This is a genomic window from Pseudomonas inefficax, from assembly GCF_032164165.1.
Lineage (GTDB): Bacteria > Pseudomonadota > Gammaproteobacteria > Pseudomonadales > Pseudomonadaceae > Aquipseudomonas > Aquipseudomonas inefficax.
Map to the genome: position 1 here is coordinate 2,711,930 of NZ_CP134401.1, position 14,059 is coordinate 2,725,988.

Sequence of the window (14,059 nt, forward strand, 5' to 3'; positions counted from 1 at the left end):
GAACGGTGCGCGTCAGATTACCACTCGAAGATCTTCCAGGACGGAATCAGCATGTCCGGCTGGTCGGATCGAATGAAATTGCCATCAGAGCCATCGGCGCGTACCAGGAAATAAGGCTTGCCGTTTTTCGGCGTGATCTTGATTGCATACAGGAACCCGTTCTGCCGGTACTCCTGGATGGTTTTGTCGCCTTCCGTGCGAATGGTCACCTCGGGATCGGCCGAGGGGGCGTCGTCCGCCGCCAGGGTGACGACAGGCATGGTTGCCAACAGACCGAGCAGTAACAGGCGATTGAGTGTACGCATGATAACCTTGTCCCTTTGTCGTCAATGATTCTGGCTATTCTAGCGCCGGACCCGTCGAAAAGGTTGATTCTGCTCATGAGCCAAGCGCCCCTCGTCCTGGTGGACGGTTCCTCCTACCTGTACCGCGCCTTTCACGCGCTGCCGCCGCTGACCACCTCCAAGGGCATGCCGACCGGCGCGGTGAAGGGGGTGCTGAACATGCTCAAGAGCCTGCGCAAGCAATACCCCGACAGCCTGTTCGCGGTGGTGTTCGACGCCAAGGGCGGTACCTTCCGCGATGCCATGTTCGCCGAATACAAGGCCAACCGCCCGAGCATGCCGGACGACCTGCGGGTACAGATCGAGCCGCTGCATGCCAGCGTCAAGGCGCTGGGCTACCCGCTGCTGTGCGTGGAAGGGGTCGAGGCTGATGACGTGATCGGCACCCTGGCGCGCAGCAGTGCAGCCCTGGGCCGGCCGGTAATCATCTCGACCGGTGACAAGGACATGGCGCAGTTGGTGGACGGGCACATTACCTTGGTCAACACCATGACCGGAAGCGTGCTGGACGTAGCTGGCGTGCACGAGAAATTTGGCGTCGGCCCGGAACACATCATCGATTTCCTGGCCCTGATGGGCGACAAGGTCGACAACATTCCCGGCGTGCCAGGTGTGGGCGAAAAAACCGCAGTGGGCTTGCTGACCGGCATCGGCGGTGGCCTCAGCGACTTGTACGCCAACCTGGACAAGGTCCCGGCGCTGGCCATTCGCGGCGCCAAGACCCTGCCGGCCAAGCTGGAAGAGCACCGCGACGCCGCGTTCCTGTCTTATGAGCTGGCTACCATCAAGGTCGATGTGCCCCTGGATATCGAAGTAGATGCCCTGGTGTGCGGCGAGCCGGACCGTGAAGCGTTGCTGGCGCTGTACACCGAGATGGAGTTCAAGAGCTGGGTCGCCGAGGTGCAGCGTGACGCGGCCAAGGCCGGTGACGACATCGCGCCGATCGTGGAGCAAGCGGCCAAGGCCGAGCCCAGGTATGAAACCATCCTCGACCAGGACCGTCTCGACTTCTGGCTGGAGAAGCTGCGCCAGGCGCCACTGTTCGCCTTCGACACCGAAACCACCAGCCTGGACGCCCAGCAGGCGCAACTGGTTGGTGTGTCGTTCGCTGTCGAGCCGCATGAAGCGGCCTATGTGCCGCTGGCCCATGACTATGAGGGGGCGCCGGTTCAGCTGGACCGCGCAGCCGTACTACTGGCGCTGAAGCCGCTGCTGGAAGACCCGGCCAAGGCCAAGGTCGGGCAGAACGCCAAGTACGATATCAACATCCTCGCCAACGGCTCACCCGCCATCGAAATGCGCGGCGTGGCCTATGACACCATGCTCGAGTCGTACGTGCTGAACTCTACCGCCACCCGTCACGACATGGACAGCCTGGCGCAGAAGTACCTCGACCACACCACCATCGCCTTCGAGGACATCGCCGGCAAGGGCGCCAAGCAACTGACCTTCAACCAGATCCACCTGGACAAGGCCGGCCCCTACGCCGCCGAAGACGCCGACATCACCCTGCGCCTGCATCACGCGCTGCAGGCACGCCTGGCGCAGACACCGAGCGTGCAGCCGGTACTGATGGACATCGAGATGCCGCTGGTGCCGGTGCTGGCCAGGATCGAGCGCCAGGGTGCGCTGGTCGATGCCGCGCTGCTGAAGGTGCAGAGCGGTGAGCTGGGGGTGAAGATGGCTGAGCTGGAGCAGCGCGCCTATGAGCTGGCCGGTGAGGAGTTCAACCTCGGCTCGCCCAAGCAGCTGGGTGCGATTCTCTACGACAAACTGGGCATGCCGGTGCTGAGCAAGACCACCAAGGGCCAGCCATCCACGGCAGAAGCAGTGCTCGATGAGCTGGCCGAGCAAGGCTACCCGCTGCCTGAGGTACTGATGCAGTACCGCAGCCTGAGCAAGCTCAAGAGCACCTACACCGACAAGCTGCCGGGGCAGATCAACCCGCGCACCGGGCGTATCCACACCTCCTACCAGCAGGCGGTTGCGGCCACCGGCCGGCTTTCGTCCAGCGACCCTAACCTGCAGAACATCCCTATCCGTACTGCCGAAGGCCGGCGCATCCGCCAGGCCTTCGTCGCCAGCCCGGGCTACAAGCTGCTGGCGGCGGACTACTCGCAGATCGAGTTGCGCATCATGGCCCACCTGGCCAAGGACGAAGGCTTGCTGCATGCCTTCCGTAACGACCTGGATGTGCACCGCGCCACGGCCGCGGAGGTATTCGGCGTAGCTCTGGAAGACGTCACCACCGACCAGCGTCGCAGTGCCAAGGCCATCAACTTCGGCCTGATCTACGGCATGAGCGCCTTTGGCCTGGCCAAGCAGATCGGTGTCGACCGCAAACAGTCGCAGGATTACATTGACCGCTACTTTGCCCGTTACCCGGGCGTGCTGGCCTATATGGAGCGCACCCGTGCCCAGGCTGCGGAGCAAGGCTTTGTTGAAACCTTGTTCGGCCGCCGCTTGTACCTGCCTGACATCAATGCCAAGAACCCGGCTCTGCGCAAAGGCGCCGAACGCACGGCGATCAACGCCCCCATGCAGGGCACTGCGGCCGACATCATCAAGCGGGCCATGGTCAATGTGGATAACTGGCTGAGCGAGAGCGGGCTGGATGCCCGGGTGATCCTGCAGGTACACGACGAACTGGTACTTGAAGTGCGCGAGGACCTGGTTGAGCAGGTTAAAGATGAAATTCGCCTGCACATGAGCAAGGCCGCGCAACTGGATGTGCCGCTGCTGGTCGAGGCAGGAATTGGTGCGAATTGGGACGAAGCTCACTGATCCGACGGGGAAAGCTGTGTAGGATCCGTGACATAGGGATGCGGATCCTGGCACTGCTCAGTGCCAGTGGTGCTGAGGTTTCATGAAACTATCGCAAATAGTTTTCAGGGCTTTGGAACTAAACCGGTGAAGCGGAACTCAGAGTAACTGAATGGCTGGTGAAGCCTTTCGATGCTCCTATGTTGTGTTAAGTGTTGGCAGATATCTGGACCCCGCCCTAGCGGTCCGGACTTGGACCCCGAACTTCCCCCTCCCCATACGAAGTCCGGGGTTTTTTTTGCCCGGAATTTGACTTATGGCTAGTGGAGAGCCCTGTGGGAGCGGGTTTACCCGCGAATGCGATGTCGGATGCACCGCCGCATTCGCGGGTAAACCCGCTCCCACAGGTTACGAGCAAGCCTTCAAATGACTGGCTTGTCTTCCAGCTCCATCCAGTCCGCCAACACGCGATAAGCATCTTCCACGCCCAGGCGCTTGGGCGCCGAGAACAGCTGGATGGTCACGCCGTCGCCCCAGCCCTTGCGGATTTCCGACTGCACCTTGAGCAGGGTGTTCTTGCCCGCGCCGTGGGTCAGCTTGTCGGCCTTGGTCAGCAAGATGTGCATCGGCATGCTGCTGGCCTTGGCCCAGTCGAGCATCATCTTGTCGAAGTCGGTCATCGGGTGGCGAACGTCCATCATCAGGATCACGCCACGCAGGCACTCCCGGCTGCCCAAATAGGCTTCCAGGTGTTTCTGCCAATGTTGCTTGAGCGGAATCGGGACTTTTGCATAACCGTAGCCCGGCAGGTCGACCAAACGCCGTTCATCGTCCAGACTGAAGAAATTCAACAGCTGGGTGCGCCCGGGGGTTTTCGAGGTGCGTGCCAGGCTGGCATGAGTCAGGGTATTGAGGGCGCTGGATTTGCCGGCGTTGGAGCGGCCGGCGAAAGCCACCTCGTAACCCTGGTCGTCCGGGCATTGTTCGACCTTGGCAGCGCTGAGGGCGAATTTGGCTTTCTGGCAGAGGCCGAGGATGGGGTTCTTGACTTGCATGGGATATCCGATGTGGGTGTTGCCTGACTCTTCAGGTCCGAGCCTGGCAAGCGGTGTCGTTTCCGTTTGGATGGCGGAAGTATATAATGCCCCAGTTTTTGTGTGCTCATTCTCCCAGCGAAGGAGAACGGGCATGGGGTGTCGAACAATAGCTCGCGCAACAGAACGCAGCGCGGCCCCCAACCCTGAAGGTCGTTCCGCATGGCGAAATGGCTGCTTGCTGTCGGTATGTTCCTGCCGTTTTTCAGCGCACAGGCTACACAGGATCCCGAGGTGTTGTACAACCGCACGTGTGCGGCCTGTCACACCGGGCAGTTGCCACAGGCACCCAGGCAGGGTGACCGGGCAGCATGGGAGCCAAGGCTGGCGCAAGGCATGGATGTACTGGTGAAGCACGTTACCCAGGGTTTCAAGGCTATGCCGCCGCGTGGATTGTGCATGGACTGCAGTGCCGAGGACTACCGTTTGGTCATCCTTTGGATGAGCGGCAGTCCCGATACATAACATTTCACCCTTAGCCGTGTTGGATTAGCTGATGAACAAACTAGTCGTGAGTCTGCTGTTGACCCTGGGTGTCGCAGGTGCGGCCACTGCTGCGCAACCCGTCAAAGGCGATGCCGCCGCCGGCCAGGCCAAGACGGCCGTCTGTGGCGCCTGCCACAACCCCGACGGCAACAGCCTGGCACCGAACTTCCCGAAACTGGCCGGCCAAGGCCAGCGCTACCTCGAAAAACAATTGCACGACATCAAGTCGGGCAAGCGTACCGTGCTGGAGATGACCGGCATGCTGGCCGCGTTCAGCGACCAGGACCTGGCCGATATCGCCGCCTACTTCTCCAGCCAGAAAGGCAGCGTGGGTGCCGCCGATCCCAAGCTGGTCGAACGTGGCCGGGCGCTGTTCAACGGCGGCGACCTGGAAAAAGGCATGCCTGCCTGCACCGGTTGCCACTCGCCTAACGGCGCGGGTATCGCCTTGGCCGGCTTCCCGCACCTGGGCGGGCAGCACGCGCAGTATGTGACCAAGCAGCTTACCGACTTCCGCGAAGGCAACCGCACCAACGATGGCGATGCCATGACCATGCGCACCATCGCCGGCAAGTTGAGCAACCACGATATCGAGGCGTTGGCCAGCTACATCCAGGGTCTGCACTGACGCCTTGGGTAGCCGGCGATGGGCCATTACAGGCGGCGTATTAACTTTCAGTTAATGTTGTAGGCCAATGATTAAAGGGCGGCGGGACCGCCCTTTTTTCCGTCCGCAGCCGTTACACTACAGAACTCGACCCCTTCGCGGCTTGTCTCAGTGCAGGTCGCGTCGTGGCGACCAATGACTGTCCAGGAGTAAAGCATGCGTAAACTGATTCTCAGCGCCGCGCTGGTCGCTGCCAGCGTATTCGGTATGACTGCCGTCCAGGCCGCCGAGCCTGTCGCCGGCAAGGAATACCTCGAGCTGAGCAACCCTGTTGCGGTTTCCGTGCCTGGCAAGATCGAAGTGGTCGAGCTGTTCTGGTACGGCTGCCCACACTGCTACCACTTCGAGCCGACCATCAACCCATGGGTCGAAAAACTGCCGAAGGACGTCAACTTCAAGCGCGTACCGGCCATGTTCGGTGGCGCATGGGACGCGCACGGCCAGATGTTCCTGACCCTCGAAGCCATGGGCGTCGAGCAGAAGGTGCACGCCGCGGTGTTCGATGCCATTCAAAACCAGCGCAAGCGCCTGACCGACCCGCAGGACATGGCCGACTTCCTCGCCACCCAAGGCGTGGACAAGGACAAGTTCCTCGCCACCTTCAACTCGTTCGCCATCAAGGGTCAGGTCAACCAGGCCAAGGAACTGGCGAAGAAGTACGAGATCACCGGCGTACCGAGCATGGTGGTCAACGGCAAGTACCGCTTCGACCTGGGTACTGCCGGCGGGCCGGAAGGCGTACTGAACGTTGCCGACCAGCTGATCGCCAAGGAGCGCGCCGCTAAGTAAGCGGCGTAACCCATGCGCCGCTTCAGAACCGCGCGTGGCATTGGCCTGCACCAGCCGCAGGTCAACGAGCATCACCTGCAGGCCCCTGGCCTGCCCGAGGATGGTCGCCTGCGGCTGCTCAGTTTCAACATCCAGGTGGGCATCAGCACCGAGCGCTACCGGCATTACGTGACCCGCAGCTGGCAGCACCTGCTGCCGCACAACGGGCGTGCCGGCAACCTGCAGAAAATTGGCCAACTGCTGGGCGACTTTGACCTGGTGGCCTTGCAGGAGGCCGATGGCGGTAGCCTGCGCTCGGGCTACGTCAATCAGGTCGAGCACCTTGCCCACCTGGGGGCCTTCCCCTACTGGTACCAGCAACTCAACCGCAACCTCGGGCGTTTTGCCCAGCACAGCAATGGCGTGCTCAGCCGTCTGAAGCCGCAGCTGCTGGAGGATCACCCGTTGCCCGGCCCGTCTGGGCGTGGTGCGATCCTGGTGCGCTTTGGCGAGGGTGAAGATGCGCTGATCGTGGTGATGATGCACCTGGCCCTGGGAGCCAAGACCCGCGCCTTGCAGCTGGGCTACATCCGCGAGCTGATTGGCGGCTACCGCCACCAAGTGCTGATGGGTGACATGAATACCCATGCAACCGACCTGCTGGAGCACTCGCCGTTGCGCGACCTCGGCCTGGTTGCCCCACAAGTGGAAGCCACCTTCCCCAGTTGGCGCCCACAGCGGTGCCTGGACCACATCCTGCTCAGCCCGAGCCTCACGCTGGAGCGTGTCGAGGTGCTGGCGCAGCCAATTTCCGACCACCTTCCCGTTGCTGTCGAGATTCGATTGCCTGATGCATTGACTGTGGATACGCTGCCGGTCCTGAGCTAATTGCCATCACCGTTTGCGGACCCGGGCATGACTGAAGACGCTGAGCGCTGGAAAGAGAAATACCTGAAAAGCATCGAGCAGCAGGAAAAGCTCGAGCGCCGTTGGGACGCCCGTCTCGACCTGCTGCGTCGCGGCCTGGTACGCAGCACCCTGGCTGCCGAAGGCAGCGACAAGGTGGTGGACCAGTGCATGAAGGAAATGCGCGAGGTCATCCGCAGCGACAACATGGACGCCGGCCTTGCAGGGTTGATTCCACGTCTTGAGAAGGCGGTGCTGGACTCCGAGCAGCGCCGGGAAGCCCGCATGAACCAGGTCAGCGATGCGCTGGCCGCACTGGTGGGCCAACTACAAGGCCTGCCATTGCCAAACGATGTGTCGCGGCCGTTGAAAAAGCTGGCGAAGAAGCTCGATGGCGGGGTGGCCCAGTCACGTGACTTGCCACCGTTGCTGGGCGAGTTGAGCGGCTTGCAGGGCCGCGCGCTGTCAGCCTTGGGCAAGTCGGCTGAGGACGCCCGGCCCGGCTTCTTGCAGCGCTTGTTCGGCAGCCGCGAGGATGATCTGCAAGGCGAGCCAGAGCTTGTGCCGCTCGCGCTTCCGGTTGTCGAGGCGCAGCCCTTGGTGGCACCGGCCGCCGTCGATGCCCCGCAGGCCGACGATGTGGACGCGCTCCAGCCGCTGCCAGCCTCTTCAGCTTCTGTTGTCGAAGCACCCGTAGCGTCGGAGCCCGTGCTGGAGGCTCCTGGCCCGGCGCTGATCGAAACGGCCGAACTGGCACCGGCCCCGCTACCGCAGCCGCTACCGGACGATGTGCCGGCACCGGAAGCTGTCACCAGCGAGTCTCCGGCTGAAGCAGAACCGGCACAAACACTCGAAGAAACCTTCGGCGAAGATGGCACCTACGCCCTGCCTTACGCTGTGGAACCGCCCTACAGCCAGGTTGCCGAGCACATCGAGCACACCCTGATCGGCCTGCTCGATGACCTCAGCCTGCCGGAGCGACACAAGGCCCAGGCGCTCGAGATGCGAGAACGGGTCGCCCGCGGCCTGAACTGGTATGAGCTGATCCCGGTGCTGGATGACCTGGCCGTGCTCATGCTGGCAATCACTGACAGCGGCCAGCACGAATTCGAAACCTATCTGCAGCAGCTCAACGAACGCCTGGAAGGTTTCCAGAGCCACCTGCACGAGGCCAGCGCCGGCCATGCCGACAACAGCTCGGCCGCCCGCGAGCTGGATACCCAGCTGCGTGAGCACGTCGACGGGCTGCAGAGCAGTGTGCAAGGCGCCGCCGACGTCGACAGCCTCAAGCACATCCTGGAAAACCGCCTGGAAGGCCTGTTGGTGACCATGGACGAGCACAAGCATGAGCGTGATCGCCGCGAGCAGGAGCTGGCTGGGCGCCTGCAAGGGCTTTCGGAGCGGGTGGCGAGCATGGAGCACGAGGCACTCGGCTACCGCGAGCACCTCGAAGAACAGCGCCAGAAGGCCTTGCTCGATCCCCTCACCGGCTTGCCCAACCGAGCGGCCTGGAGCGAGCGGGTCGAGCGCGAAATGCTCGAATGGCAGGCACATGGCGGCCATCTGGCGATGGCGATCCTCGACCTGGACCATTTCAAGCGTATCAACGACAGCTATGGGCACCTGGCTGGGGACAAAGTACTGAAGATCGTCGCCGACCAGTTGCGCAAGCGCCTGCGCAGCGGTGACTTCATCGCCCGTTTTGGCGGCGAGGAGTTTGTCCTGTTACTGCCGCAGACCTCGCCGGCCGCCGCTGCCCAGATAGCCGAGGTGCTGCGAGCCACGGTCGAGGCGTGCCCGTTCCACTTCAAGGGCGAACGGGTGGTGATCACCACCTCCATCGGCCTGGGGGCATTCCGGTCCGGCGAGCGCGGCGACCAGGTGCTCAAGCGCGCTGATGCGGCGCTGTACCGGGCCAAGGAACTGGGGCGCAATCGTGTCGAGCAGGGGTAGATAGTTACCGCGCTAATGGTGGCGTGTGGATCGAAACTGGCAAGGCTGGCCAGCAGGTGGCCGGCCTTCGTCGCTCCATACAAGGAACCGGAACATGAAAATTCGAGCATGGTACGTGCCGCTCATGATCGGGCTGGCTTTCCAGGCCAGCGCCCACGCCAAGCAAACCATCCTGACAGCGCATATTGCTGCGGATGGCACGCTGATGCAGCAGTCGCCGCAATGGATCAGCAGTATCGAACTGCAGGCACAGCCCAACTACTTCAACCAGTACAAGATTCTGCTCAAGCCTTCCGCCGTGTCAGGTAACCCTCGTTTCTGTGTGGCTTCACCTATCGATGCCAGTAGCTATGAGCGGCAACTGCATGGCCAAGCCAAGGTCATCGGTGCTCCGCTAACCAGCCATGTGACCGTCATGACCCAGTTGGTGGATGTTGAAAGCGCAAGCGGTGACAACGCGCTGGAGTTCATGCTGATGTGCAGCCGCTGACTCGCGGCAAGCACGGCCCTTGGGGAGCACGTTATACTGTAGCGCTCATACGCTGAGGCCACTGACGTGCTTTCCACGCTTAAAAAAACCCTGATTCCCTTCCTGCTGTTGGCTGTCGCCGGTTGCTCGACCGGCCTGCGCGTCGACCGTAGCCACCCTTCGGTCAACCAGGACAACCGCATCCAGTTCGTTGTCCTGCATTACACCAATGCTTCGCTGGAGCGTTCCCTGGCGTTGCTCACCCATGGCGAAGTGAGCAGCCATTACCTGATTGGTGACGGCCCGGCGACGGTGTACCAGCTGGTGGATGAAAGCCGCCGCGCCTGGCATGCTGGTGATAGCCAGTGGCAGGGCCGGACCTGGCTGAACTCCTCCTCCATCGGTATCGAAATCGTCAACCCGGGTTTTACCGACACGCCGAATGGCCGGGTCTGGCATCCTTACAGCGAAGCGCAGGTCCAATCGCTGATCGCGCTGCTCAAGGACATCGTCAAACGTAACAATATCGAACCACGGCACATCATTGGCCACAGCGATATCGCACCGCTGCGCAAGCTTGACCCGGGGCCGCTATTCCCGTGGAAGCGCCTGGCCGACGCCGGATTGGGTGTCTGGCCGGATGCCAATGCCGTGGCACGGCAGCAAGCCTATTTCAGCGTCAACCCGCCGAGCGTTGGCTGGTATCAGCAGGAGCTGGCCCGGTTTGGCTATGCGATCGAGCAAACCGGGGTACTGGATGTTGCCACCCGCCATGTGATCGCCGCGTTCCAGATGCGTTTCCGCCCGCAGCGCTTCGATGGCATGCCGGATGCGCAGACGGCGGCGATGCTGCAGGTGCTTAACCGGATGCGTTGAGCCGCCAGCGAGGTTCTGTGGGAGATTGCCCAGCCCTTTGGGCTGCGCTGTCGCACAGATAACTGAATTCGCAAGCGATCCTCGTGCCCTGTGGGAGCGGCTTTAGCCGCGAAGAATCCAACGCGGTGCCAGCCACCGCGTTTGCTTCTTCGCGGGCACGCCCGCTCCCACAGAGTCCGCGTAGCGCCTGCAAATCGAGTTCTCTGCGCGACAGCGCAACCTTGGGAGATGGCCATCTCCCAACAAGCAAACGAAGCGCCAAACGGCAAAGGTGATTCCTGATCCAGTTGCTATACCTTAGTTATCAACTGGATGCCTTCGATGTCAGCCTTCATCGCCTTGCTGCGCCAAATTTTTTACCGTCCCTGGATGCTGGCCACATTGGCAGCACTGGCCAGCGCGGCTCTGTTGCTTTCTGCCAGTATCGGCATTGCCCTGCAACAGATGAAGCAAAGCGAGAGTGCACAGATGAACGCCCAAGGCGAACGCTTTCTCGAGCGCCTTGAGCAGGTGTTCGGCCAGTTGCGCGAAGGGGTCGACCTGTTGCAGGCGCAGCCCTTGCGCGGCTGCAGCCCGGCGATGCTGACGGCATTGCAGCAGGTAGGCCTGAGCTCACGCTTCATATATGAAGCGGCATACGTGGATGGTGATATCGCCTGTTCGAACCGCGGTGATGAGCGGGCGTTCGAACCCTTGCGCATCCCCGACATCCAGGGGCCGACTTACAGCTACTGGCTGAACACCACGACCGAGCCGAACGAGAACCTGGCCGCATTGATGCTGGGGAGGGGCAAGTTCGTGGTGTCCACCTCTCGTGGGCACCTGACCGATGTGGTCGACCTGCCCCCGGGCGGTAGCCTGGTCGTGGTGCTGGACAACGGCACCCGGGCTATCCCCGTGCTGGGCCCCCCGCAGGTATGGCCGCCACCCTCGGCCTGGTCGACCAGCCACAAGTCGCTGCTCGAACTCAGCGATCGCCTGATCTACCGAATGCCGACCAAGTCACCGGACTACCAGTTGGTGTTGATTGCCCCGAGGGCGAGCCTGCCGTTGAGAATGAACGGCATGCTCTGGCTTCTGTTCCCCGGCAGTGTGCTGGCGGCCTGCTGCATCGGCTGGCTGGTGTTGCAACTGATCCTGCAGCGGCGGTCGATGAGCTCGGAATTGCAGAATGCCCTGCGTCGCGGCGAACTGCAGGTGCTCTACCAGCCGATCTTCGAGCTCGACAGCCGGCGCTGTGTCGGGGCGGAGGCCCTGGTGCGCTGGCGTCGCCCGGACGGCACCCTGACCAGCCCGGACCTGTTCATCCCGTTGGCGGAAAACACCGGGCAGATCCGCCAGATCACCGACTTTGTCCTGCAGCGTGTGCTGGAACAGTTAGGGCAACTGCTGCGCTCGCACCCCAACTTGTACATATCGGTGAACCTGGCGGCTTGCGATGTGATGGTGCCGCGCATTGGACGGGTGGCGGCACGCTTGCTGGCCATGCACCGGGTAGCGGCCAGCCAGATTGCCTTCGAGGTGACCGAGCGCGGCCTGATCGATGTGGTGGTAGCGCGCGACAACCTGCAGGCGCTGCGCGCGGTGGGGCATCAGGTGCTGATCGACGATTTTGGTACGGGTTATTGCAGCCTGGCCTACCTGCAAACCCTGCCGGTGGACTGCTTGAAGATCGACAAGGCTTTTATCGATGCCCTGGGGCACGACGCCGCCAGCAGCGGTGTTGCGCCGCATATCATCCGCATGGCCCACGACCTGCACCTGCGGGTGATTGCCGAAGGCATCGAGTGTGAAGACCAAGCGGTACTGCTGAACAGCGAAGGGGTCAATTATGGCCAGGGCTGGCTTTTTGCCCGGCCACTGAATGCCCGGCAGTTTGCCGAACTGGTGACCCGCGGACGGTTGCCGCGGCGGGTTGAGCATTGAGTGATCCTGCACCGGCGATGGGGCCGTGACAGGCAACATTCAGACCGGCAGCGCCATGTAGAACTGGGTCCCCTGCCCCGGTCGGGAAAACACGCCCATGCGCCCGCCATGCAGCTGCACGATCTCTTTGCACAACGCCAGCCCCAGCCCCGCGCCGCCTTTCTTGCGCCCTACCTGTACGAAGGGCTCGAAGATGCGCCCTTGTTGCCCATAGGCAATGCCTTCGCCGTTATCTTCGACACTGATGATCACCCGCTCCGCATGCCGTCGTGCGTGCAGGCGGATACGCCCGCCGCTGGCGGTATGGCGGATGGCATTGTGCAACAGGTTGTCCAGCACCCGGTCAAGTTGGGTGACGTCTGCCTGGATACGCGGTAGCGGCGGCTCCAGTTCCGTGATCAGCTCGATCTGCTTGTGCGCCGCCGGTTCGGCAAAGCGCTGTTGTGCACGCTCCAGCAGTTCGTCGATGGCGCAGGGAGCCAGATCGAGCTTCTGCATCCCACTCTGGTAGCGGCTGAAGTTGAGCAGGTCGTTGATCAACTGGGTCAGGCGCTGCATTTCCTCGCCGATGGTCTCCAGCAGGTCATGCTCGCGCGACTCGGGCGGGAACTTGAGCCGCTCGCGCAACAGGCCGAAGGCCATGTGCATGCCGGTTACCGGCGTACGCAGCTCATGGGAAGCGCGCAGCACGAATTCGCTGCGCACGCGTTCGAAGGCTCGCTGCTCGGTTACATCGTGCAACACCATCACTGCGCCAAGTATCGGTCCTTGCGGGTGGCTGACCGGGGTCAGGCTGTAGGCGAGCAGGCGCGTTTCGTCATCGACGTCCATGTTCAGGTCGTCCGGCTGACGGTCGAGGTTGCCGCCGCGCAGTACCTGGCGTAGCTGCTGTTCCAGCTCCGGGCGCTGCAGGGCTTCGGCCAGGCTGCTGCCAGCGCGGCTATCGGTCCAGCCCAGCTGGCGCTGCGCCACCGGGTTGAGGTGCTCCAGGCGGCCTTGGCGGTCGATGATCAGCAGGCCATCGTCAATGCTATCCAGTACGGCCTGCAAGCGTTGCTGGCCGGCCAGCAGTTCATCGACGTTGGTGGCCTGGTGCTTGCGCAAGGCATCGGCCATCAGGCCGAAGCGTCGGGTCAGTTGGTTCAGTTCCGTGGCTTGTGTGACCGGCAGGGTAACGTCGAAATCGCCCTTGCCGAGTTGGTCGGCTGCTTTGGCCAAGGCTTCGATCGGCTGGCCGAAGCGCCGGGCAATATTGTGGGCGGTGATGAAGCCCAGTACCAGTACCACCAGGCCCATCAGGCCAAGTACACCGCTGACCAGCAGGGCGTGGTCGCGGGTGTGCTCCTCGCTGCGGGTGATGTACTCCAGGGCCTGCTTGTGGGAATCGATCAGGTCGGTGCGGACCTGGTTGAACGCGGCCCCCAGTGGTTGCTCAACCCCCATGCTGCGGGAGGGCGCCGGGCTATCGCGGTAGGCCTGGAGGAAGGCCTGGTAATTGCTGCTGGCCTTGCTGAAGCCGGTGCGCTCGCCGCCTTGGTCCAGCCCTTGCTCGAGCAGTTTCTGGAAGTTTTCCTGCAGCAGCCGCAGGTTCTCCGGGGCGGTGTCTTCATCAAGGATCAGGGTCAACTGTTCGCCAAGGTTCTGGCGCAACTTCAGTCCTGTTTCCAGGGTGTGGGTGGTATCGCGCACCAGTCTCTGCTGCACCGTGGCCATCTGCAGCACGCTGACCAGGCCCAGCAGCAGCCCGAGCAGGGCCACGGTGACCAATGCCGAAATGCTGAGGAAAAGCCGCGTGCGCAGCTTCATG

General features: G+C 62.5%; 11 protein-coding genes and 1 pseudogene. 9 read left to right on the forward strand and 3 right to left on the reverse strand.

From position 1 onward, the window contains the following. Window positions 1–17 precede the first annotated feature (17 nt). Window positions 18–305: a DUF2782 domain-containing protein gene (locus tag RIN61_RS12190; RefSeq protein WP_013970316.1), complete on the reverse strand. Its 288-nt coding sequence runs from the start codon at window positions 303–305 to the stop codon at window positions 18–20. Window positions 306–380: 75 nt separating this feature from the next. Between RIN61_RS12190 and polA the strand changes: the two genes are divergently transcribed. Next, window positions 381–3,128, forward strand: coding sequence for a DNA polymerase I (gene polA, locus RIN61_RS12195; protein WP_207878743.1), 2,748 nt, complete (start codon window positions 381–383; stop codon window positions 3,126–3,128). A 401-nt stretch (window positions 3,129–3,529) separates the two neighbouring features. Here the strand turns inward: polA and yihA are convergent, their stop codons facing one another. Then, window positions 3,530–4,162, reverse strand: coding sequence for a ribosome biogenesis GTP-binding protein YihA/YsxC (gene yihA / locus RIN61_RS12200; protein ID WP_003252993.1), 633 nt, complete (start codon window positions 4,160–4,162; stop codon window positions 3,530–3,532). Between the two features lie 201 nt (window positions 4,163–4,363). On the opposite strand from yihA, the gene RIN61_RS12205 reads away from it, so the two are divergent. From RIN61_RS12205 to RIN61_RS12240, 8 genes and pseudogenes are all read left to right on the forward strand, one after another. Next, window positions 4,364–4,666, forward strand: a complete 303-nt coding sequence (locus RIN61_RS12205) for a c-type cytochrome (protein ID WP_015268479.1) — start codon at window positions 4,364–4,366, stop codon at window positions 4,664–4,666. A gap of 31 nt (window positions 4,667–4,697) precedes the next feature. Then, window positions 4,698–5,315, forward strand: coding sequence for a c-type cytochrome (locus RIN61_RS12210; protein ID WP_003256951.1), 618 nt, complete (start codon window positions 4,698–4,700; stop codon window positions 5,313–5,315). 195 nt (window positions 5,316–5,510) lie between these two features. Further along, window positions 5,511–6,143 carry a thiol:disulfide interchange protein DsbA gene (gene dsbA, locus RIN61_RS12215; RefSeq protein ID WP_112251729.1) on the forward strand — a complete coding sequence of 211 codons (633 nt, stop codon included), beginning with the start codon at window positions 5,511–5,513 and terminating at the stop codon, window positions 6,141–6,143. Between the two features lie 34 nt (window positions 6,144–6,177). Then, a pseudogene (locus tag RIN61_RS12220) lies at window positions 6,178–7,010 on the forward strand (endonuclease/exonuclease/phosphatase family protein). Between the two features lie 27 nt (window positions 7,011–7,037). After that, window positions 7,038–8,981, forward strand: a complete 1,944-nt coding sequence (locus tag RIN61_RS12225; RefSeq protein ID WP_112251731.1) for a GGDEF domain-containing protein — start codon at window positions 7,038–7,040, stop codon at window positions 8,979–8,981. Between the two features lie 94 nt (window positions 8,982–9,075). Continuing rightward, window positions 9,076–9,471, forward strand: coding sequence for a hypothetical protein (locus RIN61_RS12230; protein ID WP_112251732.1), 396 nt, complete (start codon window positions 9,076–9,078; stop codon window positions 9,469–9,471). A 66-nt stretch (window positions 9,472–9,537) separates the two neighbouring features. Beyond that, a complete protein-coding gene (locus tag RIN61_RS12235) occupies window positions 9,538–10,326 on the forward strand; it encodes an N-acetylmuramoyl-L-alanine amidase (RefSeq protein ID WP_112251733.1) in 789 nt (262 codons plus the stop codon). A gap of 321 nt (window positions 10,327–10,647) precedes the next feature. After that, complete coding sequence (locus RIN61_RS12240; protein WP_215521518.1) at window positions 10,648–12,252, forward strand: EAL domain-containing protein; 1,605 nt, start codon at window positions 10,648–10,650, stop codon at window positions 12,250–12,252. A gap of 39 nt (window positions 12,253–12,291) precedes the next feature. On the opposite strand, the gene RIN61_RS12245 is transcribed toward RIN61_RS12240, so the two are convergent. Beyond that, on the reverse strand, window positions 12,292–14,058 hold the full coding sequence (locus RIN61_RS12245; RefSeq protein WP_112251735.1) for a KinB sensor domain-containing domain: 1,767 nt from the start codon (window positions 14,056–14,058) through the stop codon (window positions 12,292–12,294). Window position 14,059: the final 1 nt, after the last annotated feature.

Excerpts from the sequence above, each read along its gene's own strand:
- RIN61_RS12230 (WP_112251732.1), top strand. The coding sequence starts at position 9,076 with ATGAAAATTCGAGCATGGTACGTGCCGCTCATGATCGGGCTGGCTTTC.
- RIN61_RS12190 (WP_013970316.1), bottom strand. The coding sequence starts at position 305 with ATGCGTACACTCAATCGCCTGTTACTGCTCGGTCTGTTGGCAACCATG.
- RIN61_RS12225 (WP_112251731.1), top strand. The coding sequence starts at position 7,038 with ATGACTGAAGACGCTGAGCGCTGGAAAGAGAAATACCTGAAAAGCATC.
- RIN61_RS12210 (WP_003256951.1), top strand. The coding sequence starts at position 4,698 with ATGAACAAACTAGTCGTGAGTCTGCTGTTGACCCTGGGTGTCGCAGGT.
- polA (WP_207878743.1), top strand. The coding sequence starts at position 381 with ATGAGCCAAGCGCCCCTCGTCCTGGTGGACGGTTCCTCCTACCTGTAC.
- RIN61_RS12240 (WP_215521518.1), top strand. The coding sequence starts at position 10,648 with ATGTCAGCCTTCATCGCCTTGCTGCGCCAAATTTTTTACCGTCCCTGG.
- RIN61_RS12245 (WP_112251735.1), bottom strand. The coding sequence starts at position 14,058 with ATGAAGCTGCGCACGCGGCTTTTCCTCAGCATTTCGGCATTGGTCACC.
- yihA (WP_003252993.1), bottom strand. The coding sequence starts at position 4,162 with ATGCAAGTCAAGAACCCCATCCTCGGCCTCTGCCAGAAAGCCAAATTC.
- dsbA (WP_112251729.1), top strand. The coding sequence starts at position 5,511 with ATGCGTAAACTGATTCTCAGCGCCGCGCTGGTCGCTGCCAGCGTATTC.
- RIN61_RS12205 (WP_015268479.1), top strand. The coding sequence starts at position 4,364 with ATGGCGAAATGGCTGCTTGCTGTCGGTATGTTCCTGCCGTTTTTCAGC.